The organism is Streptomyces sp. NRRL S-455, assembly GCF_000717875.1.
Taxonomy (GTDB): domain Bacteria; phylum Actinomycetota; class Actinomycetes; order Streptomycetales; family Streptomycetaceae; genus Streptomyces.
Genome location: NZ_JOCT01000002.1, coordinates 203,927 through 228,615 on the forward strand (window position 1 = coordinate 203,927; position 24,689 = coordinate 228,615).

Below are 24,689 nucleotides of genomic sequence, written 5' to 3' on the forward strand. Positions count from 1 at the left end.
GGCACACGACTGTCCGGTGGCCGTGTCTACATCCGCTCCAGGAAGACCGGTTCGGCCCAGCGCGGGGGCGGCTTCGGCCGCTCGTTCTCCGACTGCCGGGGCACCGGGGTGGGGCCGCGCCCGGCATCGGGCACGCCGCCGGTCGTCGCGGCCCGCAGGGCGGCGACGAAGTCCAGGCAGGACGGGTACCGGTCGTCGGGGCTCTTGGCGAGGGCCCTGGCGAAGACCGGATCGGTCTGCGGGGCGAGATCGGACCGGGTGTCGGTCAGCGGCGGCGGGGCGTCGTACTGGTGGGCCCACAGCAGGGCCATGTCGTCGTCCCGGCGGAAGGGCGGATGGCCGGCGAGGATCTCGTAGACGACGCAGGCGAAGCCGTAGACGTCGCAGCGGGCGTCGACCGGCTTGCCGGAGATCTGCTCGGGGGCGACGTAGTCGAGCGTGCCGACGAACTGGCCGACCGTGGTGAAGCCGGTCAGCGACAGCGACTTCTTCGTCAGGCCGAAGTCGGTGAGGTAGACGTGCTCGGGGTGGTCGCTGTCGGTGCCGCGGGACACCAGGATGTTGCCGGGCTTGACGTCCCGGTGCACCAGACCGTGCTCATGGGCCGCGTCGAGCGCGGAGGCGACCTGCGCGGCGACGCGCAGGGCTGTCGCGGGAGGCAACGGGCCTTCCCGGTCCAGGAGATGGCGAAGGTCGCTGCCGGCGACGAAGCGCATGGCGATGTACAGCACGCCGTCGGTCTCGCCGGCCTCGAACACCGGCACGATGTGCGGGTGGTCGATCGCGGCGGCGGCCCTGGACTCGTGGGTGAACCGGCGCCTGAAGGTGTCGTTGCGGGCGAGCTCGGGGGCGAGCAGCTTGAGCGCGACGGTGCGTTCCAGACGCAGGTCGCGGGCGCGGTAGACGACAGCCATGCCGCCGCGCCCGATCTCCTGCTCGATGCGGTACCCGGCGATCTGCTGGCCGATCAGCTCGGACGGCCGCCCCGAGAACAGACTCGTCTCGCGATTCACCGGGCATCACCCTCGGGCGACACGACCCTGGTCGGCTCTGACCCCACATCCCGAGTGGGCGGCGCCTCCGGGGGCTGTTCCTCTTCCTCGGTCTCCCCGGGCGACACGACACGCGTGGGCGGCGCCTCCGCGGGCCTGCTCACTTCCTCGGCCTCTTCGGGAGAGACGAGGCGCGTGGGCTCGGGAGCGTCGGAGGACACCACACGCGTCGGTTCGGGAGCGGCAGGCGGCGCGTCTCGTGGCGGCTCAGGCGCCTCGGGCGACACCACCCGCGTGGGCTCGGGCGGCGTGGCGGGCGCCCCGGCGGGACGAGCCGTCTCCTCAGCCCGGAGCCCCTCCTCGGCCCCGGGCGTCTCCCCCGCGGCTTCCGGCGGCACGACCCGCGTCGGGGCACGCGCCGGGGCCCGGGCCGGGCGCGACGCCGGGTCGGCCCGGGGTGTCTCGTCCGTCGCGTAAGTGGTCGTCCCGGCGCCCTCGGAATACACCCAGTGCCCGTGCGCCGCGTCGTAGAGCCACACCGACTCGCCGTCGACCACGACACCGACCCGCAGCCCGTGCGTGCGGGTGTGGAAGGACTCCCCGTCCATGCCGTTCGCGAGGTCCTCCACCGCGGACCGGTAACGCGCCAGGGCCTCCTGCGCGCGCCCCAGCAGCGGACGCGGATCGGCACTGCGCGTGAGCGGACCGTCCGCCGAGGGCGGGTCCTGGGGTATCGCGACCAGGCGGCGGCCGTCGACCCAGGCCGCCCAGCCGTTGAAGCACAGCACATGCCCCCAGTCGCCCTGCCGTTCGAGGAGCTGCACCGGCAGCAGGGCGTCGAGGTCCACGGTGGGCCGGGCCGGGTCGGGGGCCTCCCAGGCCGGCATCCCGTGCTGCGGGACGATGTGGGTGGGCCGGAAACCGGGAGTCGTCACAGGCGCCCCCTACTTCCGCATCACGGCCGGTTCGTGCCGGCGCAGCAGCCGGGACACGAGGAAGCCGAAGAGCAGCGACAACACGACCAGCATCCCGACGTCGAGCAGCCAGGTACCCGCCGAGTGCTCGAAGAGCGGGTCCTCGGTCAGGTCGTCGGGCACGATCCGAGCCAGCTCGACGGTGCCGGCCATCGCGGCCAGTGCCCAGCGCGCCGGCACCAGCCAGCCGAGTTGCTCGAGCCCGGGCACGCCGTCCAGTTTCAGCAGGGCGCCGCAGAAGACGACCTGGACGATGGCGACGAGCACGAGCAGGGGCATCGTCACCTCTTCCTTGCGCACCAGCGCCGAGATGAGCAGCCCGAGCATCATCGCAGTGAACGCCAGCAGGGCGACGGCGACCGCGATCTCCACCAGGGGCGGCATCAGCACGCCTTCACCGCCGGGCGCGCCGAGGTCCACGCCGAGCAGGGCGACCAGGGTCAGTACCACCGCCTGCAGCACGGTGATGACGCCCAGCACGACGACCTTCGACATGAGGTACGCGGATCTGGACAGGCCCACCGTCCGCTCCCGCTGGTAGATCACGCGTTCCTTGACGAGCTCGCGCACCGCGTTGGCGGCACCGGTGAGTACCGCGCCGACGCAGAGGATGAGCAGCGTGTTCATTGCCGTGTCGGCGGTCAGTTCGCCGCCCGACAGGGCCCGCGCCATCACGCCCATCACGAACGGCAGGGCGATCATGATGATCAGGAACGTGCGGTCGGAGCTGAGCGCGGAGGCGTACCGGCGCATCAGGGTGTTCAGCTGGGCGGACCGGCTGCGCGGCCGGGGCGGCGCGGTGATGACGACAGGCTCGGACCGGGGCTGCCGGGGCTGTGCGGTGGCGTCGGCGACGTACCGGGTGTGGAAGGGCGACTCGAGGTACTCCTCGGCCCAGCCGCGGTGCGTGTCCCGGTCGAAGGCCTCGAAGGCCTCCGGCCACTGCTCGAAGCCGAAGTACGGCAGGGCGTCCTCGGGCGGCCCGTAGTAGGCGATCCTGCCGCCGGGCGCGAGCACCAGGAGCCGGTCGCAGACGTCCAGGCTGAGCACGCTGTGGGTGACGACGATGACGGTCCGGCCGTCGTCGGCCAGGCCGCGCAGCATGTGCATCACCGAGCGGTCCATGCCGGGGTCCAGCCCCGAGGTCGGCTCGTCGAGGAACAGCAGCGACGGTTTCGTCAGCAGCTCCAGGGCCACGCTGACGCGTTTGCGCTGGCCGCCGGAGAGGCTGTGCACGGGCTGGTCGGCGCGCTGCTCCAGGCCCAGTTCGCGGATCACCTCGTCGACCCGGGCGCGCCGCTCGGCCTTGGCCGTGTCCTGCGGGAAGCGCAGTTCGGCGGCGTAGGAGAGTGCTTTGCGGACGGTCAGCTGGGCGTGCAGGATGTCGTCCTGCGGGACCAGGCCGATGCGCTGGCGCAGCTCCGCGTAGTCGTGGTACAGGTCGCGGCCGTCGTAGAGGACGGTGCCGTGGCCGGCGGGCCGCTGGCCGGTGAGGGCGTTGAGGAGCGTGGACTTGCCGGCGCCGCTCGGTCCGACCACGGCGAGCAGGCACTTCTCCTCCACCGGGAAGGACACGTGGTCGAGGAGCGTCTTGCGGCCTCGGTCGACGGTGACCGTGAGGTCCTGCACGTCGAGGGAGACCTCGCCGGTGTCGACGTACTCCTGGAGTTCGTCGCCGACCAGGCAGAACGCCGAGTGGCCGATGCCGACGATGTCGCCCTGGCCGACCGGGGCGCTGGTGACGGGGCTGCCGTTGAGGTACGTGCCGTTGTGGCTGCCCAGGTCGGTGATCTCGTACGTGCCGTCGGGCAGGGCGCGCAGTTCGGCGTGCCGCCGGGAGACCACCAGGTCGTCGATGACCAGATCGTTGTCCGTCGCGCGGCCGATGCGGACCGTGCGGGTGGGCAGCGGGCGTACGGTCGTCGGCTGCCGGTAGGTTCCGGTCGAGGCCGGCATGGAGACTGCGGAGGGGCGCTCCGGGGTCGGCGCGGGACGGCCCAGCAGGGTGACGCGCGGCCCGTCCGCCGGGCTGCCGAAGCGGATGACGCTGCCGGGTCCGACGTCCCACTCGCGGACGCGCCGGCCATCGGTGTAGGTGCCGTTGGTGCTGTTCGCGTCCTGGATGGTCCAGTGCCCGTCGTTCGGTCGCAGCACGGCGTGGTGCCATGAGACCCGGTCGTCGTCGAGGACGATGTCGCTCAACGGGTCGCGTCCTACGTGGTAGTCGTGGCCCGGCGTCATCACCGTGGAGCCCGTCTCGGTCTCCAGGACGAGTTCTGGTGCTACCGACGGCTGCGCCATGACCAAGATTCTACCGATCTGCCCGGTATGTGACTCGGTGAGCGGGTCAGGCCACGGGCACGCCCAGCGTGGAAGCCGTCCGCTGCATTCGCAGGGCGTCCACGGACTCGGCGAGCAGTTCGTACTCGGTGGTGTCGTCGCTGGTGGCGATCCGCACCAGCCGTCCGGCCGCCAACTCCTCGGCGACCCGCTCCTGCTGCGCGGGATCGGCGCACCAGGCGCGCAGCAGCGCGGGCACGTCGGGCACGGTGTCGGGGACCGGCACGAGCGCGCCCGGCGGTAAGTGCTCGGCGTCGGGCCGGGGGTCGAGGCGCTGGGCGATCCAGGAGGCGCGGTCGCGCAGCCACCACAGGGCGAGGGCGAGAGTGGGTGCCCGGTAGGTGCCGAGGGGCACTCCGATGCGGCGGCCGTCGCAGACTCCGTACGCCGTGACGTGGCACAGAAACTCGTCGTGCACGTGACCCTCCCCCGTTGCCCGCCCGCCTGCCGGCCCGGCGGTGTCCCACCGCGGCTCGCGTGCTGCGCGTAAGGGCGCCGTCGCTCGAGGTGAAGCGCTCTCGCAGGTCAGTATGTTCACTGCTGAACCACTGTAACCACGACTTTCCGGCCACTCTCCTGGCATATTCACACCCGGAGTTGGCCGAAACCCGGCGAGCGGCCTCCGGGGGCATGACTGGCGGCACGGTGACCGTCCGCCTGGAGGAGCGGATCAGTTCCTAGCCGGCCTGCCCGTGGGCCCCCGGGCAGGCCGCCGGGTCACGGCTTGACGATCGCGTCGATCCTGGCCAGCTCGTCCGCGTCGAAGTCCAGGTTGCCGATCGCGCCGACGCTGTCCTCCAGCTGCCGCGCACTGCTCGCGCCGACCAGCGCGGACGTCACCCGGCCGCCGCGCAGCACCCAGGCCAGCGCCAGCTGGGCGAGCGTCTGGCCGCGGGACTTGGCGACGTCGTTCAGGTCGCGCAGCCGGTCCACGAGCTCCTCCGTGACGGCGTCGGAGTTCAGGAACGGGCTGTCGCTCGCGGCCCGGGAGCCCTCGGGGATGCCATCGAGGTAGCGCGCGGAGAGCAGTCCCTGCTCCAGCGGGGAGAAGACGATGGAGCCGACCTGGAGCTCGTCGAGGGCGTCCAGCAGGCCCTCGTCCTCCGGGCGGCGGTCCAGCATCGAGTAGCGCGGCTGGTGGATGAGAAGCGGGGTGCCCAGCTCGCTCAGGATGCGGGCGGCCTCGCGGGTCTGCTCGGCGGAGTAGTTGGAGACACCGACGTAGAGCGCCTTGCCCTGCTGCACCGCCGAGTGCAGGGCACCCATGGTCTCCTCCAGCGGGGTGTCCGGGTCGGGGCGGTGCGAGTAGAAGATGTCGACGTAGTCCAGGCCCATCCGCTTCAGGCTCTGGTCCAGCGAGGACAGCACGTACTTGCGCGAGCCCCACTCGCCGTACGGCCCGGGCCACATCAGGTAGCCGGCCTTGGTGGAGATGATCAGCTCGTCGCGGTAGGCCGCGAAGTCCGACTTCAGGAACCCGCCCAGCGCGGTCTCGGCGGCGCCGGGCGGCGGGCCGTAGTTGTTGGCGAGGTCGAAGTGGGTGACGCCGAGGTCGAAGGCGCGGCGCAGGATGGCGCGCTGGGTCTCGACGGGCCGGTCCGGGCCGAAGTTGTGCCACAGGCCGAGCGAGAGCGCGGGGAGCTTCAGACCGCTGCGTCCGGTGCGCCGGTAGGGCATGTCCGCGTAGCGGTCGGGGTGTGCGGTGTACAACGCGACTCCAGAGGGGTTGACACGGTCGGGAAACAACCGGTGCCCACTCTGGCGTGACCTGCTCCCATGCGTCCAACAGAAGAATCCGATGGAATTCAGCGACTACGCTTCTCAGTCATGGAACTGCGTCATCTGCAGCACTTCGTCGCGGTCGCCGAGGACCAGCACTTCACCCGGGCGGCGGAACGCCTCCTGGTGTCCCAGTCGGGCCTGTCGGCCTCGATCCGGGCGCTGGAGCGGGAGCTGCAGACACCGCTGTTCGTGCGCACGACCCGGCGGGTGACACTCACCCCGGCCGGGCGGGCGCTGCTCGTCGAGGCGGAGCGCATCCTCGCGCAGGTGCGGACGGCGCACGAGGCGGTGGCGGCGGTGCAGGGCGTACTGCGCGGCATGCTCGCACTGGGCAGCGAGCAGTGCATCGCCGGGGTGCATGTGGCGGGGCTGCTGGCCGCGTTCCGGCACCGTCATCCGGACGTGGAGATCTGTCTGCGGCAGGCGGGGTCGGGGGCGCTCGCGGACGACGTCGCGGCCGGGCGGCTCGACCTGGCCTTCGCCGTGCGGACCCAGGCCGACAGCGACCAGTTGCGGTCGGTGCCGCTGACCAGCGAGCCGATGACGCTGCTCTGCCACTCCAGCCACCGGCTCGCCGCGGTGGGGGCGGCCGTCACGCCGGAGGAACTGGGCGGGGAGGTGTTCGTCGACTTCCAGCCCGACTGGGGGCCGCGGCGCACCACCGACGCCGTGTTCGCCGCGGCGGGCGTGCGGCGGACCGTGGCCCTGGAGGTGAACGACGTGCACACGCTGCTCGATCTGGTCGACGAGAACCTGGGGGTCGCCGTCGTGCCGCGGCACTTCGCGCACAAGCGTGCCTCCCTGACCGCACTGCCCGTGAAGGGGACCGGCGAGGCCGTCTACGAGACGGTGGCGCTGCTGCCGCCCAGCCAGGCCACCAGCCCGGCGGCCCGGGCACTGATGGCACTGCTGGAGACCGCTGGCGGATAAGGGGTCCTTCCACTGTGCCCGCCCGGGCAGGATCAGTGCGATCAAACGGCTCCGACCGAGCCACCTCGCACCCTCGGATCAGCGACCCTGGATCCAGCCACCTCGAAGATCATTCCGTCGGGAGTTCCAGGCCGGGACGCACGGGACGCGGCGATGCGCGATGGTGGAGCCATGCATGCGAAGGACATCCTCATCGACGGCTACAACCGCATCCGCGAAGAAGTCCACGCCACCGTCGAGGGGCTCGGGCCCGACGCCCTGAGCGCCCGTCCCTCCCCCGGCACCAACTCCATCGCCTGGCTGGTCTGGCACCTCACCCGCGTCCAGGACGACCACGTCGCCGACGCCTTCGACCTCGACCAGGTCTGGCTGTCCCAGGACTGGGAGAAGCGTTTCGGGCTGGGTCTGCCGCGGCACGACACGGGCTACGGGCACAGCCCGGCCAAGGTCGCCAAGGTCCGTGTCGATTCGGGTGATCTGCTGACCGGCTACTACGACGCGGTGCACACGCAGACCCTCGACGCGCTGCACGGCCTGGCCGCCAAGGACCTGGAGCGCATCGTCGACGAACGCTGGGACCCGCCGGTCAGTCTGGGCGTCCGGCTGGTCAGCGTCCTGTCCGACGATCTCCAGCACATCGGACAGGCCGCCTACCTCAGGGGACTGCTTCAGAGCGCGGCCTCGTAGCCGGGCAGCACCACGTCCCGAATGAGCGCGTTCCGCTCGTCGAACGGGAGGAACGCGCTCTTCAGGGCGTTCACCGTCACCGTGCGCAGATCCTCGACGCTCCAGCCCGCCTGCTCGACCAGCAGCGACATCTCGCGGGTCATCGTGGTGCCCGACACCAGCCGGTTGTCGGTGTTGAGGGTGACACGGAAACCGAGGTCCTTCAGCGCGGTGATCGGGTGTTCGGCGATGGAGGCCGCGGCACCGGTCTGGAGGTTGGAGGTCGGGCACATCTCCAGCGCGATGCGCCGGTCGCGCACCCAGCCGGCGAGCCTGCCGAGCTTCCCGGCCGCGAGGTCGGGGATGTCGTCGGTGATGCGCACGCCGTGGCCGATGCGCTGGGCGCCGCAGATCTGCAGAGCCTGGTGGATGCTGGACAGGCCGTCGGCCTCGCCGGCGTGGATGGTGAACGGCACGCTCTCGCGACGCAGGTACTCGAAGGCCTCGAGGTGGTCCGCGGCGGGGAAGCCGGCCTCGGCTCCCGCGATGTCGAAGCCGACGACACCGGCGTCCCGGAAGGCGACGGCCAGGTCAGCGGCCTCGCGCACCCGGTCGAACATCCGCATGCCGCACAGCAGGGTCCCGACGCGCACCGGAGTGCCGGCGGCCGCGGCCTTCGCCATACCGGCGGCGAGGCCTTCCTGCACGGTCTCGACGACCTCGGCGAGGGTCAGCCCGCCGTTGGTGTTCAGCTCGGGGGCGTACCGCACCTCGCCATAGACGACCCCGTCGGCCGCGAGGTCGAGGACGTACTCCTCGGCGGTGCGCAGCAGGCCCTCGCGGGTCTGCATGACGGCGAGAGTGTGCTCGAAGGTCGCTATGTAACGCACCAGGTCGCCGGAGTTGGCGGCCTCGTAGTACCAGGCGGCGAGCTCTCCGGGGTCGGTGGTGGGCAGGGTGTGTCCGATCGCGTCGGCGAGTTCCACCACGGTGGCGGGGCGCAGGCCGCCGTCGAGGTGGTCGTGCAACACGGCCTTGGGGAGGCGGCGGATCACTTCGGAATCTACACGCGTAGTAGTCATGGTGGTGTTTCCTCGAGCAGGTGGTTCGAAACGGACGGGCGGGGGTCAGCCGGCGGGCTGGAGCAGATCCCAGCGATTGCCGTACAGGTCCTGGAAGACGGCGACGGTCCCGTACGGCTCGTGGCGGGGCTCCTCCAGGAACGTCACGCCCGCCGCGGCCATACGAGCGTGATCGCGGGCGAAGTCGTCGGTATGCAGGAAGAACCCGACGCGCCCGCCGGCCTGGTCCCCGACCCGGGCGGCCTGCGCCTCCCCCTTGGCGCGGGCGAGCAGCAGTCCGGTGCCCGCTCCCGGAGGCCCGGGGTCGACGACGACCCAGCGGGACCCGTCGGGCCTCGGCGCGTCCTCGACGAGCCGGAACCCCAGGGCTTCGGTGTAGAAGCGGATCGCCTCGTCGTAGTCGTCGACGACGAGGGTGACCAGGGCGACGCGTCTCATCGGGACCTCTCGGAGCGGGTGGTTGACCGGAGAGGTTATACGTAAAACTCCCTGCACGCCAACCAGGCCCGACGATTCTGTAACTACTAGTATGTACACTCATGATCGTCGACCCTGAGGAGGACCCTCATGCCGTTCGTCCGCATAGACACGCTCCGCGCCGGTCCCGAGCGCCTCGCCGCACTCGGCCGTGCCGTCCAGGACGCCCTGGTCGAGACGATCGGCATCCCGCCGGACGACCGGTTCCAGGTCCTGGTGGATCACGACGGCACCAACAGCACCCTGCGCTGCGACGACTACCTCGGCATCCGCCGCGACGACGGCATCGCCTATATCACGATCACGCTGCGCAGCGGTCGCCGGCCCGCGCAGAAGCAGGCGCTGTACCGGAGGATCGCCGAACTCGCGCACGCGTACGCGGGCACCGAGCCGCGGAACGTTTTCGTCGTGCTGACGGAGAACGAGCCGGCCGACTGGTCCCTCGGAGAGGGGACGGCGCAGTACCTCGAAGATCCGAGGACCTAGGACTCGGGCCTACGCCCCCCGCCCGAGGTGTGACGCTCGCGCACCCCGCTAGCGTGCCGCTCATGAAGATCACCGAACCGCCTCGGACTCCCGAGCGGCGCAAGGCGGACCTGCTGGACCGCCTGGAGCGCGAGACCGACATCTGGGCCGCCACCGCTGACGCCGAAGGGGTGCCCTGTCTGGTACCGCTGTGGTTCGTATGGCACGACGAGGCCGTGTGGCTGTGCACCCGGCCGGCCAATCCGACGGGCCGCAATCTGCGGGAGGGCCGGCGGACCCGGCTGGCCTTCGGCGACACGCGTGACGTCGTGCTCCTCGACGGTGACGTGGAGACGTTCACGGCTGCCGAGGTGCCACGGGCCGCGGCCGAGGCGTTCCGTGCGAAGACCGGCTGGGATCCGCGCGAGAAGAACGCCTCGTACGCGTTCTTCCGGGTGCGCCCGCACGCGGTGCAGGCGTGGTGCGAGGAGCACGAACTGCCCCGGCGGCACCTCATGCGGGACGGGACCTGGGTGGTCTGAGCGCCCGGCGGGCGTGACCGGTGAGGCGGCGGACGACGACGGCGGGCCGTGCGCCCACCTCGGTCGCTCTCCGAACCCCGGCGGCGTCGGGGGCGCCTTCACCTTTCAGCGCTGCTCCGCGACGCGCTCAACCGGTCCAGTTCCTGGTCGGTGAGGCGGATGGCACCGGCCGCCACGTTCTGTGCCAGGTGCTCGGGGTTGCCGGTGCCGGGGATGACGAGGACGTGCGAGCCCTGGTGCAGGGTCCAGGCGATGCGGATCTGCGCGGGGCTCGCACCGTGGGCGCGGGCCACGGCTCGGACGTCCTCGTCGTGGGCCGTGGTGGCGCCGCGCTCCCCGCTCTCGCCGGCGACGGCGTAGAACGGGACGAAGGCGACACCCTGTTCGCCGCAGATCCGCAGCAGTTCGTCGGCGGTGGGGTCGGGGCGGTCGATGGCGTATCGATTCTGCACACATACCACCGGCGCGATGGCCTGCGCCTCGGCGAGATGCCGGGCCTCGACGTTGGAGAGGCCGAGGTGCCGGATCAGACCAGCCTCACGCAGTTCCGCGAGGGCGCCGAAGTGCTCGGCGATCGAGTCGTAGTTCGGCATCCGGCGCAGGTTGACCACGTCGAGGTGGTCGCGGCCGAGCTGACGCAGGTTCTCCTCGACGTGCCCGCGCAGCTCTTCGGGACGGGCCGAGGTGCCCCACTCCCCGTCGTAGGTCCGGTGGGGGCCCACCTTGGTGACGATGACGAGGTCATCGGGGTACGGCGCCAGCGCGCTGTTGATGAGTTCGTTGGCGGAGCGCAGTGACGAGAAGTAGAAGGCGGCCGTGTCGATGTGGTTCACACCGAGATCGACCGCCTTGCGCAGGACGGCGATCGGCGTGTCCCGGTCGCTCGGTGTGCCGTGGTGGAAGGCGGCGCTGCCCGTCAGCCGCATCGCGCCGAAGCCGAGGCGGTGGACGGGCAGGTCGCCGAGTTTCCAGGTGCCGGCGGCGTCCGCGGTGATCATCGGTGAGCTCATCGGCGGAGTCTCACACAGATGGCGGACCGGTGCGGCCGGTTCACGGATATGTGTACGAGTTGAGGGCGGCGACGGCGGAGCCCGGGTCACCGCGGTCGTAGTGGTCGACGGCGAGGAAGGTGGGCTTCTTGCGGGCGGCGGGCTGGCAGAACCGCCGGGCCCGGTCGGCGAGTTTGGTGTTGTCCGTGCCGGCGGTGCCGGTGATCGGGACGTCTCGGAAGTGGTTCATGACGAACAGGGGACGGAAGCCGGGTTCGGTACGGGTCAGCGGAATGTTGGTGTTCGCGTCGTACCACCGGCTGTAGCAGGACCAGTCGGACGAACCGACACCCGAGCCCATGGACCAGTGGTTCTCGACGGTCCACTCTCTCTGGTACATGACGCCGAAGCTGTCCCGGGTCAGGCCCGCGGCCTGGTCGGCGGAGCGGCTGCGGTCGGTGAAGATCAGCAGCCGGTCGTTGCCGGCGATCAGGCCGGCCATGGTCGGCCAGCCGTTCTGCCGGACGCCCGTGAGGTCCGGCCGGTACAGCACGTCCGACAGTCCGTTGACGCGGGCGAGTTCGTCGCGCAGGACATCCGGCTCGACATAGTCCTCCAGGAAGACGGTGACGACCTGGTCGGGGTGGGCCTTCAGGAAGTCGACCATGCGCTGGAGGTCGACCCAGAGGGCGACCGGCCTGCTGACGAGGGTGCAGCTGTTGTGGCAGAGGATCGCGCCGTCCGGGGTCTGGTGGATGTCCAGCATGAACCCACGTACTCCATCCGCGAGTTGGCGTTCGATCCCGCGGGTCTGGTTGGGGACGAGATTGACGAAGGGCGGGGCGAAGCCGCCGTCGACGCCGTTGGCGTACGCGTTGTGCGTGGTGAGGAAGGTGACCTGGTCCAGGGTGCGGCGATCCTGCGGCGGCATGGGGGCGGTGGCCGGGTCGACCGGCGTGAGGTACCAGGTGGCGAGGTCACCCGGGCCGCTCAGGGTCAGGCGCGCCGGGTAGTTGGTTCCGGTCGTCCTGGGGGCCACCGCGAGGTGACGTGCGGTCCCCGGAACCGTGAGGCGGTAGCGGTCGGCGCCGGTCGCCGAGATCTCCCACGCGGCGTCACCGCTCGTGCAGGCGACGGTGGCGGCCAGGTCGCCGCTGCGGCCGAGGCAGGTGCCGGGCGCGTCGGTGTTCTCCAGCAGGTACGAGGATCCGCCGGACGTCAACCGCCACTGCTGACGATCCTCGTTGCCGCGGGGTCTGTGCTGCTCGACCGCGCCGCCGGTGTCGGCAGCGTTGAGTCCGGTCGTCGCGCTCTGGACGTAGTAGGTGCCCGGTACCGGAACAGCGGCGGCGACGGCGGCGGTCGGGGGCGCCACGACCGCTGCGGCCAGCGCGGCGGTCGTGGCGAGCAGGGCCTGGGGGGTGCGCATGGGAGGTGCCCTTTCGACATTCGGTCAGGTGCATGACACCTCGCATGACACCACGCGCCCGGCGTCAGCAGTAGAGGTTGCCGCCGGGCGTCGTCCCGAGGATCTGCGTGAACCGCTGGTAGTTGTTCACGCGGCTCTGCACCTGCGCCGGGTTCTTGCCGTCGCACTCCAGCGAGCCGTTGATGCTGCGGATGGTCTGGCCGAAACCGGCGCCGTTGACCATGGCGTTGTGCGGGGTCATGGTGCCGGGGCCGGTCTGGGTGTTCCAGTACCACAGGGCCGTCTTCCAGGCCACGGCCGCGTCGTTCTGCACCAGCCAGGGGTTGTTCAGCAGGTCGATGCCGAGTGCGTCGCCCGCGGCCTTGTAGTTGAAGTTCCAGCTCAGCTGGATCGGGCCGCGCCCGTAGTAGGCCGCCTGACCGGCCGGACAACCGTAGGGGCGGCTCCAGTCGCAGTAGTGCGGGTAGTTGGCGGTGTTCTGCTCCACCACATGGACCAGCCCGCCGGTCTCGTGGCTGACGTTGGCCAGGAAGGCGGCGGCCTCCTGCTTCCTCACCGTGTCGCTGCCGGTGTTGGCGAAGCCGGGGTAGGCGCTCAGGGCCGCGGTGAGGCCGCTGTAGGTGTAGAAGGGATTCCGGTTCGGGAACATCTGGTTGAACTGCGCCTCGGTCACGACGAAGCGGGCGTCGGGCGTGCCCGGGCCGCTGTCGCAGGCGTACGGCTCCCAGTACCAGGTACTGATGGTCGGGTCATAGCCCGGGTTGGCGTGTTCGGCGATGTAGGCCTTGCCGTCGGTGTAGCGGACGATGTCGCCGGCGGCGTACGACTTTCCCGCCACCCAGCTCGGATAGCTGGAGCAGGCGGCGGCGGAGGCGCTGGAGGCGGGCAGCAGCACCGGCGCGGCGCCCGCGAGGACGAGAGTGGCAAGGACTGCGGAGACACGGCGTCTCGACACGGGATCAACTCCTTCGCGGAGCACGGCCGCAGCCTGAAAAGGGCAGGGCGGAGCAGGCCCTTGACCGCACGCACCGGTGGACCGGTCACGGCGTGGGGGCGGCCGTGGTGGGGGTGTGGAGGCACACTCAACCGCTTTGGTCTGTACCAGTCAAGGGTGTAGACCAGTCATCATGCGACGGGCGCCTCAGAAGCCTGATCCGTCCCCTTGTACGGTGCGGATGCCGTGCCGGTGTCGGCCGGCACGGCTCCAACGACACACCCCCCGGACCGCCGCCCCGCGCAGACCGGCCGCCAGAATTCCTCCCATGACCTCCCTGCCGCCCGTGCCGTCCAGCCCGCATCCTCTCGTCACCCGAGCACAGCGGCTGGCGTGTGACCTCCTCGTTCCGAACGCCGAGCGTGTCGACCAGGGGGAGGTACCGGCGAGCCACATCGCCGCGGTGAAGCGGTCAGGACTGCTCGGCGTGAGCGCGCCGAAGCGGTACGGCGGGGCGGAGGCGCCCGTCGCCGTGGCGCGGGAGACCGCGGAGATCCTGGCGGGGGCGTGCTGTTCCACATGGTTCGTGCAGACACAGCACCAGACACCGGTGAAGATGCTCGCCACATACGACTCGCCGGCCCGGGCGAAGCTGCTGCGTCCGTTGGCGACCGGCGGGTTGCTGGCGGGCATCGCCTACGCCCACGTCCGTGCCTTCCCCCGCGTCCCCGTGCGGGCCGCCGCGGACCGGGGCGGCTGGCGCTTCGAGGGCAGGGTCCCGTGGTACACGGGCTGGGGTCTGAACGACGTGATGCTGCTGGCGGGTGTGACGGACACGGCCGAGGTGGTGTTCGTCGTCGTCGAGGCCCGCGAACAGCCGGGGATGCGCCCGTCGGCGCCGATGCGGCTCGCGGCTCTCAGCGCCGCGCGTACGGTCTCCCTGGAACTGGACGGCCTGTGGGTGTCACAGGAGTCGGTCGTGCTGCGCACCTCGCAGGAGGAGTTCGCCCTGGTTGACCTGCCCAGGGCCGCCAACGCCAGTCCGGCCGTGTTCGGGGTGGCGGCCGCGGCGCTGGACCTGGTGGCGCACACCCAGGACGGCGAGGAGCCGGCCCGGTCGCTGCGGGCCCGGCTCGACCAGGTCCGGCGGGAGGCCTATGCCCTGGCCGACCACCCCGTCCCGCACGAGTCCGTCACGGAACGTCTCGGGGTGAAGACCCGGGCGTACGACGTGATGCGCGCGGCCACGACCGCGGCGATCGTGGCCGGGGGAGGCCGGTCCATGGCCCTGGACAGCCGGGCCCAGCGGCTGGCTCGCGAGGGGATGTTCCTGCTGGTGCAGGGGCAGACGGCCGAGGCACGACGGACGCACCTCGGCGCGCTGGCGTCCGGTTGATTCAGTCGTCGCCCGACGGAACCACCACCAGGAAGGCATCCGACTCCAGGTCCATCACGACGGTGGCGGGCTCACCCTCCGCTCGGCGGCGTGCCGCGTACTCCTCCGCCGGCCACGATCCGCGCGGGGCTCCCGCCGGGAACCGCTCCAACACCTTCGCGCTCACGGCCGCTGACACTCCGCTGCCCTCCCTGTCCCGCGCCGCCTGCCGAGGCGGCGTCGCTCGGTCGTTGTCGTACCCATCCGGTTGCCCCCGATCCGCCCGGACATGTACCGCCGGGTGAAGACTCCACCCCTCACCGACCTCTACACATAAAGGAAAAATAAGAGCAGAATGGCTTTACCCGGCGCTTACCGCATACCCCACCAGACGCGGTCGCCCTGCAAGACGAAGGAGACGACTCATGGCCAACGTCTCGCCCAGCAGAGGGGACATAACCAGCCACCCTGATGCCTCTGAAATGCGCGCTCGGTACGACCGCATGCTCGGTGGTCGCGAAGTGGCGCTCGTGGACGGACCGGTGTTCCTGCTCGGTCTGTACTGTGCCGCCTCCCCGTGGATAGTCCACTACACGACCAGCCAGCCGTCACTCGCCACCCACAACCTGATCATGGGGATCGCGATCGGTCTGCTGGCTCTCGGGTTCACGCGTGCTCCCGAGCGCATGTACGGCCTGAGCTGGGCCATGTGCGCCCTCGGCGTGTGGTTGATCATCGCGCCGTGGATCGTCGGCGACAGCCCGGACGCCGGTGTCGTGTGGAACAACGTCATCATCGGTGCACTGGCCGTGATTCTGGGGCTGGTGTGCGCCGGCACGGCGGCGAAGGCCACTCCCAGGCCGTAGACCCTGCTGAAAGGGATGTTGCCGAAAGGGAGCCGAAGGCCGGTCCGCACCCTGGACCGGCCTTTTCGTGTGCGTACCGGGCGTGGAGGGGACGACGAGGCCCCGGGCCGGAGTGTCCCGGCCGCAGCAGGGCATCCGCATCACAGCGGGGGTCCTGAGGAGAAGGGACGGAGATGGAGATCGACGGCATTATCAGTGCCATCGTGATCGGCGTCGTCATCGGCGTCCTGGGCCGGCTTGTGGTCCCGGGCCGTCAGCGGATCGGCATCCTGTGGACGATCCTCGTCGGCATCATTGCCGCGCTGATCGGCTCCGCGCTCGCCGCCGCGTTCGGCGTGGCCGATACCGAGGGCGTCGACTGGGTCGAGTGGCTCATCCAGATCGGTCTCGCCGCACTCGGCGTCGCCGCGCTGGACCGTGCGAGGGCCCGTCGCTGAGGGTCCGGCGTCAAGCGGCCGCCGGTCGCGGTGCGGCGAGTCCCGCACGTGTGACGTCCGGGCAGCCGCACCTCGGAGAGCCGGCTACGGCGTGTACACGTACGGTGTCGTCGTCGTGAGCGGCGCGAAGCCCAGGCGCTCCAGGATCGGGCGGCTCTGGCTGGAGGCGTCGACCTGGAGGCAGCGGTATCCGCGTGCCGCGGCGGCGCGGGCCCGGTGGGCGACCAGGGCACGGTAGATGCCGCGACCGCGCCAGCCCTCCACGGTGCCGCCGCCCCACAGGCCGGCGAACCGGGTACCGGGCACGAGTTCCATACGGGCCGCGCTCACCGGTTCGTCGCCGGCCATCGCCACGACGGCGACGACGGTGTCCGGGTCGGCCGAGAGCCGGGCGAGGAGGTGGTCGCGCAGCCAGGAGCTGTCCGCTCCGAACGCCTTCTCGTGGACGTCTGCCACGAGATCGACCCCGGTGGAGTCGGTGACCGGCTCGACCCGGACGCCGTGCGGCAGATCGACGTCGAGGTCCAGGTCCGCGATCTCACCGATCATCAGCGTCTCCTCGGGGCCGGGCGTGAATCCGGCGGCGTGCAAGCGCTGTCCGAGGTCGGCAGGCCGGTCGTGTCCGTACAGCTTCCACTCGAAGTCCAGGCCGAGCGCGGTGTAGTGGCGGATCTGCTCCGCGATCGCCACGTCGGCCGTGGCCTGGTCGAGGGCGGACCACACGACGCCGTTCCAGCGGCCCCGCGCGGTGGCGACCTGGCGCACGATGCCGCCGGTCCGCTCGATACGGGCGCCGGGACCGTCCGGCCGCGCTCCCTCGCGCAGCTCACGGTCCAGCAGGGCGAGGAGCGCGGGGTGATCCGTATGAGACATGGGCACACCTCAGCACCCCGCCGGGCGGCCGGGCAACGCGTTTTCCGCTTCGGCCGCCGTACGGTTCTGTTGATCACGTCGCCTCGCGGAAGAGCCCGGCATCATGGTCGTCAAGGACCCAGACCTGCTCGGCGAGTTGGGAGTCCCGGAGCCGCTGGTGCGGGCGCTCCCTGTCCGCGGGGTCGCACCCGGTGTGACCGAGGACGGGCCGGTGCCCGAACTACCGGAAGCGGTTCGGGAGTTGCACGTGCGGTTCCATCACGGGCGCGGCTGAAACGGGGGGCGGGGCCAGGGGTGTCATTAGGCGACCGGAGCCGGGGGGCGGCGCCGGGTCTGCTTCCCGCTGCGGCGGGGCCCCGAGCGGCCGGCCCCGCCGTCGAGGACGGACCCTCAGTGAGCGGCTGCGTCCTGCCGTCAGGAGCGGGGCCCGGCGGCGGCCGGACCCCGCTCGGAACCATCGGGGGTCGGACCCGCCCCAGCCGTGCGTTCAGCCCTCCGCCCCGGGGCGGAAGCGCCTTCGGAGGACCACTCCGCCGAGCACGAGCGCCGCACTCGCCGCAACGACCGGGAGGGTGTGGTCCGTACCCGTGTGGGCCAGGGCCCCGGTCGCCTGCGGGGTCTGCGGGGCCGGGTCCGGAGCAGGGTGGGCGCGAGGCGGGGTGGATGGCTTCGGAGCAGGCTTCGGGGCGTGGGGGCGGTCCGGGCGGACGGGACGGTCGCCCGGGGTGTTCGAGGACTCGTTGCCGACCGACGCGTTACCGACGCCGACCACGTTCACCGTGTTACCGGTGACGTTGACCGGCAGGTCGACGGGCAGCTGCACGTCGTTGCCGGAGGCCACGCCCGGGGAATCCTTTCCGTCGCCGTCCGCCACCGCTCCGCCGGACCTGCCCCGCCGGTCGGACCGCTCGCCGTCCTTGTTCGCGCAGCTGTTGCCCGCGGCCGGATTGAGCAGCCCCACCACGTTCACGGTGTTCCCGCACACGTTCACCGGTACGTGCACCGGCACCTGCACAGTGTTGCCGGAGACCACCCCGGGCGAACCGGCCGCCGAGCCGTCCGCCCCGGAATGGGCGTACGCCGGGACGGTCACGGCCATCGCGCCCGAGGCGGCGACGACGGCGATCACACCGTTTCGGGTAACCCGTTTCATAGCTGCCCTGCCTTCCAGACATCGTCGCGGGCACTCGCCCGCACGAGATAGAACGCGGGCGTCCGATCCTGGTTAGTGGCTAATCGGCCTTTCACTCCATCGAGCGGCCCGGTTGTCGAACTAGCGGTAAAGCCCTTCGTATGCGCCAGGCCGCCGAGCGGGGCAGGGCACGGCGCCCGGCCCCGCTCGCCCGGAGGCGGGGCTTCCGATGCCCACGTATGGTGAGCGAGGGCGCCGGTAGCCGGTCCGCTGTGGTGCGCCCCAGGAGGCATCGATGCTGGTCAAGCTGCCCACGCGCCCCCCGCTCCGGCGCTGCGCGGTCGCCGGAGCGGCCGGGCTGGCCCTGCTGGGTGCGGGGCTGCCGACCGCGGACGCCCCCGGTCCCGGCCTGGCCCGCTTCTACGACCAGAAGGTCACCTGGTCGGCCTGCAAGGGCCAGGACATGCCGAAGGACCTCCAGTGCGGGAAGGTCACCGTCCCGCTCGACTACGGCAAGCCCGGGAGGGGGACTCTCGATCTGGCCGTGGCCCGGTACCGGGCCACCGGTGAGTCCCGGGGCTCGGTTCTGCTGAACTTCGGCGGCCCGGGCGGCCAGGGCGTGGGCCAACTCGCCATGGCGGGCCAGGACTTCATGGGCCTGACGAACGGCTACGACGTCGTCGGCTTCGATCCCCGTGGCGTCGGCCGTTCCTCGCCGGTCAGCTGCGGGAACGCCGCCGGCGGGGCACTGGACGCGACGGACTCGAGCACCGACGTCGCCGATCCGCAGGCCGTGCTGGACAGGCTGCGCGAGGCCGCGGCGGAGTGCACCGAGCACTCGGGTCCCGTGCTGCCCCACATCGGCACAGTGAACGCCGCCCGCGACCTGGACGTCATCCGTGCCGCGCTCGGCGACGACAAGCTCAACTACCTGGGCTTCTCCTACGGAAGCCGGCTCGGCGCGGTGTACGCCGCCCAGTTCCCCGGCAAGGTCGGCAGGATGGTGCTGGACGGCGTCGACACCCTGACCGAGCCGCTGTCCGAGCAGGGCGTGGTGCGCGCGCAGGGACAGCAGACGGCGCTGGAGAACTTCCTCACCTGGTGCACGCAGGACATCGCCTGTCCGTTCGGGCAGAACCCGCGGGAGGCCAGGGAGGACGTCGTCCGGGTGGTCGAGTCACTCGACGAGGACCCGGTGCCCACCGACTTCGGCGAGGCGTTCTCGGGCCAGGACTTCGCAGGCGCCCTCGCGCAGGGGCTCTACAGCAGGGAGCTGTGGCCCTCACTCCAGCGGGCCATCGCCCAGCTCCTGGAGGACGGTGACACGCGCGGCCTGGAGGCCTTCGCGTCCGGGGGTGTCGTCCTGCCGCCGCTGCGGGCTCCGCACCGCGGGCTCGTCGACCCGGAGGACGTGCCCCTGGACAACCTCCCGGCGGCGCTGATGGCGATCAACTGCGCGGACGACCCCGACCGCCCCGGCGCCGCGCAGGTCACCAGGGATCTCGGTCGGCTGCGCGCCCGGTACGAGCAGGCGTCGCCGGTCTTCGGCCGGTACCGGCTCACCCAGGTGCTGATGTGCTATGGCCGCCCCAAGGGCACCGACTTCATCCGGGAGGATGTCAAGGACCTCGACACCCCGAGGATGCTGCTCGTCGGGACGCGGGGTGACCCCGCCACTCCGTACCGCTGGACGGTGGAGACGGCCGAGCGCCTCGGGTCGTCGGCCGTGGTGCTCGACAACCGGGCCGAGGGCCACACCGGCTACGGCTCCTCCAAGTGCGTGCACCGCAAGGTCGACGCGTTCCTGCTGTACGGCACGCTCCCGCCGGACGGCAGTTCCTGCGGCTCCGACCACGGCCTCAAGTAGGACGCCCTCCCCCAGCCGTACGTGGAGTGACCCTCTGTTCCCCTCGTTCACCTCCACGGCATCGAGCCGGGATGTTGACATTTGCCCCGAATGCCCTCTAGGTGAATCGGTTCTATCGTGCTGTGCATGGAGCACGTTCTGAGTCCCGCGACCCTCGCCGAGCTGCGGCGCCCGCGCCCCTACCCCGCCGTCTCCGTACTGACGCCGACACACCGGCGCGAGCCCTACAACGCCCAGGATCAGGTCCGGCTGCGCAACATGGTGGCCGAGGCCAAGCGGCAACTGGAGGCCGATCCTGCGGTCAGCCGGGAGCGACGGGCCGACGTCGCCCGGCACCTCGACCAAGCACTGTCCGAGGTCGACCTGGCCCACGCCGAGGACGGCCTGGTGATCTTCGCCGCCACGGGCGAGCACCAGGTGTGGTCGCTCGCCCGGACCGTGCCCGAACGCGTGGTGCTCTCGGACACGTTCCTCACCCGCAACCTCGTCTCGGCCCAGACGGCCGGGCGGCCGTTCTGGGTGCTGTCGCTCGCAGCCGACCGCGTCACGCTGTGGGACGGCGGCGTGGACCGCGTCACCGAGGCTCGCGTCGGCGGCTTCCCGCTGACCCGGCGCGTGGAGAACTTCGACCCGGAGCGGCAGCAGCGGATCGGTGACCTGCCGAGCGCCTTCCGGGAGGAGCGCACCCGCCAGTTCCTGCGCGAGACCGACATCGCACTGAGCGCGGTCCTCCGCGACCGTCCGCGACGGCTGTACGTCACCGGCGAGCCGGCCGCGCTCTCGCTGCTGGACGAGGTCGGCAACGCCGTGAAGGGTGCGGTGCACGTCCCGCACGGCGGACTCGCGCACGGAACACCCGAATCGGTGTGGCAGGCCATGCGGCCGGTGATCGAGGCGGAGGCACGCAAGAGCACCGCCGCCGTGACCCGGAGCCTCGAAACCGCCCGGGGGCGGCGGGAATTCGCCGCCGGTGTCGACGAACTGTGGCAGACCGCACGGGACGGCCGCGTCCGACTGCTGGCCGTCGAGGAGAACTACCGCGTGACGGCCCAGGAGGCCGGGGACCACCTGATCATCGCCGGGAGCGGAGATGCCGGCTCCCGCGAGGACATCGTCGACGAGATCGTCGAGCAGTGCCTGGAGACGGGGGCCGACGTTCGTTTCGTCCCGGACGGCACCCTCAGAGAGGCGGACGGCATCGCCGGCGTCCTGCGGTACTGAATGCTTCGAACACAGGGCCGTCGAACAGTCACAGCAACCCGTCCCGCACCACCGGAGGGTCATCAACTGCCCTGTGTAGTCTACGACTTGGGTTTCCGCGTGAGGTGCTCCGCACCTACCTCGGAGTAACTCCTTGAGACTGTGGCATATGCCAGAAGCACCACCATATCGTGTGTTGCCAAATCCCTTACGGGCTGTCGCGGGCTGTGCAACAGTCGTAGCGGTCCCTCCGTCCGCCCTGGTCGTACCGTCCCCGCATCGGAGTGCGTCATGCCGCCCCATCTCTCAGCGGACCGCCCAGCCGCCCAGCCGCCCGGACGCGGCTCGGTCGAGGCGCTCATATCGCAGACCCGGCGGCTCAAGGGCGAGGTGGACGCGGTCCGCCGCGACACGGAAGGGGACGGAGCGGACCACCCGCGGGGACGCTGGCAGCGCGCTCTGTACGACCTGGCCCTGCACCAGCTCAACGACCTGGACGAGCACCTGGCCCAGCTACGGGACGGCCCCCTGCCCACGGCGGCCACCCCGGAAGCCACCGCACCCCCGCGGGGCTCGTTGCTCAGCCGTGTCGGCAGCGCCGAGTGGAACCTGCTCACGGACGAGGCGAGTTGGTCCGGGGAGCTCTACGGGATCCTGGGCCGCGACCCCGCCGCTCCGCCGCTCACCCTCGACGAGCTGCCATCGATCGTGCTCGACGAGGACCGGCCGAGACTGACGACGATGGTCACGAACTGCCTCGTCGACGCCAGGCCCATCGACGGCGAGTTCCGCATCGCGCGCCGGGACGGGGCCGTCCGGACCGTGCACATGATGGGCGAACCGGTGCTCGACACTGACGGCAGCACCGCCTCGATGTGGGCCGTGCTGCGCGATGTCAGCGAACTGCGCCGCAGCCAGCGGGTGGTGAGCGAGACCCGTGACTCGCTCGACGACCAGCGGCAGGCCGCGCGGACCGAACACCGGCTCGCGGTCGAGCTGCAGGAGGCCGTGCCGCCGCAGTGGCGCGGCTCCCTGCGGCTCCCGCACCGGGGCCCGAAAGACCTGGACATCGCGGCCCTCCACCTGCCGGCGTCCGCGAACACACTGGTCGGCGGCGACTGGCACGACGCGCTCGGACTGACCGACGGTGAGACCCTCCTCAGCGTCGGCGACCTCACCGGGCACGGCGTCGGCGTCACCTCGAACATGGCCATGCTGCTCGGTGCCGTACGCGGCATGGCGATGGCCGGTGCACGGCCAGGACAGCTGATGGCCCTGCTCAACCAGTTACTCGACGCCACCGGGCAACCCGCCCTCGGCAGTGCCGTCTGCTGCCGCTACCGGCCCGCGACACGCACGCTGCTGTGGGCGCAGGCCGGACACCCCGCCCCGCTGCTGTTCCGCGACGGGACAGGGCGCGTGCTGAAGGCGCCGGGCGGCGTCCCCCTCGGCGCCACCGCGGGTGCCGCCTACGGGCAGGCCGAGGAGATCCTCGAGGTGGGCGACCTGCTACTCCTGCACACCGACGGGCTGGTACCCGGGCGCACGGGCACGGCAGCGGCGAAGCCGCTGCTCGGCCTGGCACCGCGCCTGACCGGGACCGCCGGCGCCCAGGACTGTCTGCGGACGGTGGTCCAGGAATTCGGCGAGGATGAGCGCGAGGACACCGCCTGTGTGCTCGTCGCCAAGGTCACGCCATAGGAAGCTCAGGCGTGTACGTTGCTGCCACCCCTGCCCTTCGTCTTCGGCAGAGCGAGCTTGATCTCCTCCCGCAGCTCCTGGATCCTCGGGTAACCGGAGTACTCGGCCGTGAGCCGGTACATCTGGCGCAGCCGGTCCCAGGTGCGGTGGGATGAGTTGGATCCCATCGACACCAGGGCCAACCGCGCGTACCTGTCCGCCTGTTCGGGGTCGTCGGCGATGAAGCACGCCGAGGCCATCGACAGGTAGTCGAAGATCTTCGACCGCTGCCGGCCGTCGACTCTGAGGGCCAGCGCCTTCTCCGCGTAGTGCTGGGCATGCGTGGCCGCGCCCGGCTCGAACTCGGCGAGCGTGCGGTAGGCGAGGGCCTGCATGCCGTAGAGGTCCTCTTCCTTGAAGGTCTGCATCCAGTCCGGCGACGGCACGTCGGCCTTGTCGGAGACGAACAGGTCCTCGGCCTGCCCGAGCGTGCGGCGCATGGCCTGACCCTTGCCCATGGACGCCTGGGCCCAGGCCTCGATGGTGCAGAGCATCGCGCGGGTGCGGGGCAGCACCTCGTCGCCCGAACCGGACGTGGCGAGCTTCATCAGGTCCAGGGCGTCGTCGGGCCTGCCCAGGTGCACCATCTGGCGGGCCGCGCGGGAGAGCGCCTCGCCCGCGCGGGGCCGGTCCCCGCCCTCTCTGGCCGCGTGCGCGGCGATGAGGAAGTACTTCTGGGCCGTGGGTTCCAGGCCGACGTCGTGCGACATCCAGCCCGCGAGGACGGCCAGGTTGGCGGCGACGCCCCACAGGCGCCGCTGGAGGTGGGGGGGGTGACGGTAGGCGAGCATGCCGCCCACCTCGTTGAGCTGGCCCACCACGGCCTTGCGCTGGAGCCCGCCACCGCGGGCCGCGTCCCAGGCGCGGAACACTTCGACCGAGCGCTCCAGTTCCTCGATCTCCTGCGACCCGATGGGGGCGGCCTCGTAGCGGTCGAACCCGGCGGGGTCGGCATGCAGGGGACGGTTGAGGTCGGGGGCGTCGGCCGCCAGGGCAGGGTCGGTGTGCAGCCAGTCGTACATGGCGCTGCTGAGTGCGGATCCCGCGGCGAGCGCGGCGCCCGCGCCCACCAAGCCGCGTCGGTTGAGCATGAGGTCCATTCCCGTGAATTCGGTGAGGACCGCGGCGGTCCGCTCGGGCGCCCACGGCACTCCGTCGGGAGCATCGACGCTCCCGCCGCCCTGCCGTTTCCCCGCACGCCCGTGCCGGACCAGACCGAGGTCCTCGATGGTCACGACACGGCCGAGACGCTCGGTGAACAGGGCCGCCAGCACCCGCGGCACCGGATCGCGCGGGATCTCTCCCATGTCGATCCACCGCCGCACCCTGGAGGTGTCGGTCGACAGCTGGGGATGGCCCATGGCCGCCGCCTGCCGGTTGACCAGCCTCGCGAGTTCGCCCTTGGACCAGCCGGCCAGGCCGAACAGGTCTGCGAGCCGGGTGTTGGGTTGTCCGCTCACGTCAAGCCCCCAGGTTCTCGGCTGAGTTGACAGTAGCCCGGCCAGACTTGCCGGGCGACTATTCGCCAGGGTTCGCCAGGGTGCGCCAGATGGTGTGCCACTGGTCATCGGGTGTCAGGTAGGAACGCGCCACCCCG

24 protein-coding genes and 1 pseudogene are annotated in these 24,689 nt (G+C 71.3%); 11 read left to right on the forward strand and 14 right to left on the reverse strand.

The features are described from left to right. Positions 1 to 26: 26 nt before the first annotated feature. From IE97_RS0103525 to mgrA, 5 genes are all read right to left on the reverse strand, one after another. Positions 27 to 1,013, reverse strand: coding sequence for a serine/threonine-protein kinase (locus IE97_RS0103525; RefSeq protein ID WP_030230685.1), 987 nt, complete (start codon positions 1,011 to 1,013; stop codon positions 27 to 29). Continuing rightward, positions 1,010 to 1,927: a hypothetical protein gene (locus IE97_RS43695; RefSeq protein WP_420706048.1), complete on the reverse strand. Its 918-nt coding sequence runs from the start codon at positions 1,925 to 1,927 to the stop codon at positions 1,010 to 1,012. Before IE97_RS43695 ends, IE97_RS0103525 begins: the two co-directional genes overlap by 4 nt. Before the next feature lie 9 nt (positions 1,928 to 1,936). Further along, complete coding sequence (locus IE97_RS0103535; RefSeq protein WP_030230693.1) at positions 1,937 to 4,267, reverse strand: FHA domain-containing protein; 2,331 nt, start codon at positions 4,265 to 4,267, stop codon at positions 1,937 to 1,939. A 46-nt stretch (positions 4,268 to 4,313) separates the two neighbouring features. Beyond that, positions 4,314 to 4,724, reverse strand: a complete 411-nt coding sequence (locus IE97_RS0103540; RefSeq protein WP_030230702.1) for a hypothetical protein — start codon at positions 4,722 to 4,724, stop codon at positions 4,314 to 4,316. Between the two features lie 299 nt (positions 4,725 to 5,023). Continuing rightward, positions 5,024 to 6,016 (reverse strand): L-glyceraldehyde 3-phosphate reductase, encoded by a 993-nt coding sequence (mgrA, locus tag IE97_RS0103545; protein ID WP_030230706.1) that lies wholly within the window; start codon positions 6,014 to 6,016, stop codon positions 5,024 to 5,026. Between the two features lie 117 nt (positions 6,017 to 6,133). Between mgrA and IE97_RS0103550 the strand changes: the two genes are divergently transcribed. Both IE97_RS0103550 and IE97_RS0103555 read left to right on the forward strand, forming a co-directional pair. Continuing rightward, positions 6,134 to 7,018: a LysR substrate-binding domain-containing protein gene (locus IE97_RS0103550; RefSeq protein ID WP_030230710.1), complete on the forward strand. Its 885-nt coding sequence runs from the start codon at positions 6,134 to 6,136 to the stop codon at positions 7,016 to 7,018. A 171-nt stretch (positions 7,019 to 7,189) separates the two neighbouring features. Then, on the forward strand, positions 7,190 to 7,705 hold the full coding sequence (locus IE97_RS0103555; protein ID WP_030230714.1) for a mycothiol transferase: 516 nt from the start codon (positions 7,190 to 7,192) through the stop codon (positions 7,703 to 7,705). Here the strand turns inward: IE97_RS0103555 and IE97_RS0103560 are convergent. Next, a complete protein-coding gene (locus tag IE97_RS0103560; RefSeq protein ID WP_030230718.1) occupies positions 7,687 to 8,766 on the reverse strand; it encodes an adenosine deaminase in 1,080 nt (359 codons plus the stop codon). The two genes, IE97_RS0103555 and IE97_RS0103560, sit on opposite strands and share 19 nt — an antisense overlap. A gap of 45 nt (positions 8,767 to 8,811) precedes the next feature. Further along, a complete protein-coding gene (locus IE97_RS0103565) occupies positions 8,812 to 9,204 on the reverse strand; it encodes a VOC family protein (protein WP_030230723.1) in 393 nt (130 codons plus the stop codon). Between the two features lie 129 nt (positions 9,205 to 9,333). On the opposite strand from IE97_RS0103565, the gene IE97_RS0103570 reads away from it, so the two are divergent. Both IE97_RS0103570 and IE97_RS0103575 read left to right on the forward strand, forming a co-directional pair. After that, a complete protein-coding gene (locus tag IE97_RS0103570; RefSeq protein WP_030230726.1) occupies positions 9,334 to 9,729 on the forward strand; it encodes a tautomerase family protein in 396 nt (131 codons plus the stop codon). Positions 9,730 to 9,791: 62 nt separating this feature from the next. Beyond that, positions 9,792 to 10,250, forward strand: coding sequence for a pyridoxamine 5'-phosphate oxidase family protein (locus IE97_RS0103575; protein WP_030230732.1), 459 nt, complete (start codon positions 9,792 to 9,794; stop codon positions 10,248 to 10,250). A 98-nt stretch (positions 10,251 to 10,348) separates the two neighbouring features. Here IE97_RS0103575 and IE97_RS0103580 read toward each other — a convergent pair whose 3' ends face one another. The 3 genes from IE97_RS0103580 to IE97_RS0103590 all read right to left on the reverse strand — a co-directional run bounded on the left by IE97_RS0103580 (position 10,349) and on the right by IE97_RS0103590 (position 13,623). Next, positions 10,349 to 11,260 (reverse strand): oxidoreductase, encoded by a 912-nt coding sequence (locus tag IE97_RS0103580; protein ID WP_030230736.1) that lies wholly within the window; start codon positions 11,258 to 11,260, stop codon positions 10,349 to 10,351. Between the two features lie 40 nt (positions 11,261 to 11,300). Beyond that, a complete protein-coding gene (locus IE97_RS0103585) occupies positions 11,301 to 12,668 on the reverse strand; it encodes a phospholipase (protein ID WP_030230740.1) in 1,368 nt (455 codons plus the stop codon). A 64-nt stretch (positions 12,669 to 12,732) separates the two neighbouring features. Then, positions 12,733 to 13,623 carry a glycoside hydrolase family 19 protein gene (locus IE97_RS0103590; RefSeq protein WP_030230751.1) on the reverse strand — a complete coding sequence of 297 codons (891 nt, stop codon included), beginning with the start codon at positions 13,621 to 13,623 and terminating at the stop codon, positions 12,733 to 12,735. 307 nt (positions 13,624 to 13,930) lie between these two features. Between IE97_RS0103590 and IE97_RS0103595 the strand changes: the two genes are divergently transcribed. Next, complete coding sequence (locus IE97_RS0103595; RefSeq protein WP_420706049.1) at positions 13,931 to 14,998, forward strand: acyl-CoA dehydrogenase family protein; 1,068 nt, start codon at positions 13,931 to 13,933, stop codon at positions 14,996 to 14,998. Position 14,999: 1 nt separating this feature from the next. Here IE97_RS0103595 and IE97_RS42390 read toward each other — a convergent pair whose 3' ends face one another. Next, positions 15,000 to 15,164, reverse strand: coding sequence for a hypothetical protein (locus IE97_RS42390; protein ID WP_199807028.1), 165 nt, complete (start codon positions 15,162 to 15,164; stop codon positions 15,000 to 15,002). A 238-nt stretch (positions 15,165 to 15,402) separates the two neighbouring features. Here IE97_RS42390 and IE97_RS0103605 point away from each other — a divergent pair, with 238 nt between their 5' ends. Together IE97_RS0103605 and IE97_RS0103610 are read left to right on the forward strand one after the other, a co-directional pair. After that, positions 15,403 to 15,843 (forward strand): SPW repeat protein, encoded by a 441-nt coding sequence (locus IE97_RS0103605; protein ID WP_030230756.1) that lies wholly within the window; start codon positions 15,403 to 15,405, stop codon positions 15,841 to 15,843. Positions 15,844 to 16,016: 173 nt separating this feature from the next. Then, positions 16,017 to 16,280 (forward strand): GlsB/YeaQ/YmgE family stress response membrane protein, encoded by a 264-nt coding sequence (locus IE97_RS0103610; RefSeq protein WP_030230758.1) that lies wholly within the window; start codon positions 16,017 to 16,019, stop codon positions 16,278 to 16,280. 84 nt (positions 16,281 to 16,364) lie between these two features. Here IE97_RS0103610 and IE97_RS0103615 read toward each other — a convergent pair whose 3' ends face one another. Next, positions 16,365 to 17,153, reverse strand: coding sequence for a GNAT family N-acetyltransferase (locus IE97_RS0103615; protein ID WP_030230760.1), 789 nt, complete (start codon positions 17,151 to 17,153; stop codon positions 16,365 to 16,367). Positions 17,154 to 17,280: 127 nt separating this feature from the next. Between IE97_RS0103615 and IE97_RS39775 the strand changes: the two are divergent. After that, positions 17,281 to 17,427 (forward strand): annotated as a pseudogene (locus IE97_RS39775) (nucleoside deaminase); the annotation flags it as partial. 213 nt (positions 17,428 to 17,640) lie between these two features. Here the strand turns inward: IE97_RS39775 and IE97_RS0103625 are convergent. Continuing rightward, a complete protein-coding gene (locus IE97_RS0103625) occupies positions 17,641 to 18,306 on the reverse strand; it encodes a chaplin (RefSeq protein ID WP_078603060.1) in 666 nt (221 codons plus the stop codon). Positions 18,307 to 18,580: 274 nt separating this feature from the next. On the opposite strand from IE97_RS0103625, the gene IE97_RS0103630 reads away from it, so the two are divergent. From IE97_RS0103630 to IE97_RS0103640, 3 genes are all read left to right on the forward strand, one after another. Continuing rightward, positions 18,581 to 20,152 carry an alpha/beta hydrolase gene (locus tag IE97_RS0103630; protein ID WP_030230773.1) on the forward strand — a complete coding sequence of 524 codons (1,572 nt, stop codon included), beginning with the start codon at positions 18,581 to 18,583 and terminating at the stop codon, positions 20,150 to 20,152. Between the two features lie 126 nt (positions 20,153 to 20,278). Next, the gene (locus IE97_RS0103635; protein ID WP_030230777.1) at positions 20,279 to 21,373 is read left to right on the forward strand and encodes a hypothetical protein; all 1,095 of its coding nucleotides are present in this window, start codon (positions 20,279 to 20,281) and stop codon (positions 21,371 to 21,373) included. 270 nt (positions 21,374 to 21,643) lie between these two features. Beyond that, positions 21,644 to 23,053 (forward strand): PP2C family protein-serine/threonine phosphatase, encoded by a 1,410-nt coding sequence (locus tag IE97_RS0103640; RefSeq protein ID WP_030230781.1) that lies wholly within the window; start codon positions 21,644 to 21,646, stop codon positions 23,051 to 23,053. A 5-nt stretch (positions 23,054 to 23,058) separates the two neighbouring features. Here IE97_RS0103640 and IE97_RS0103645 read toward each other — a convergent pair whose 3' ends face one another. After that, positions 23,059 to 24,552 carry a hypothetical protein gene (locus IE97_RS0103645; RefSeq protein ID WP_030230785.1) on the reverse strand — a complete coding sequence of 498 codons (1,494 nt, stop codon included), beginning with the start codon at positions 24,550 to 24,552 and terminating at the stop codon, positions 23,059 to 23,061. Positions 24,553 to 24,689 lie beyond the last annotated feature (137 nt).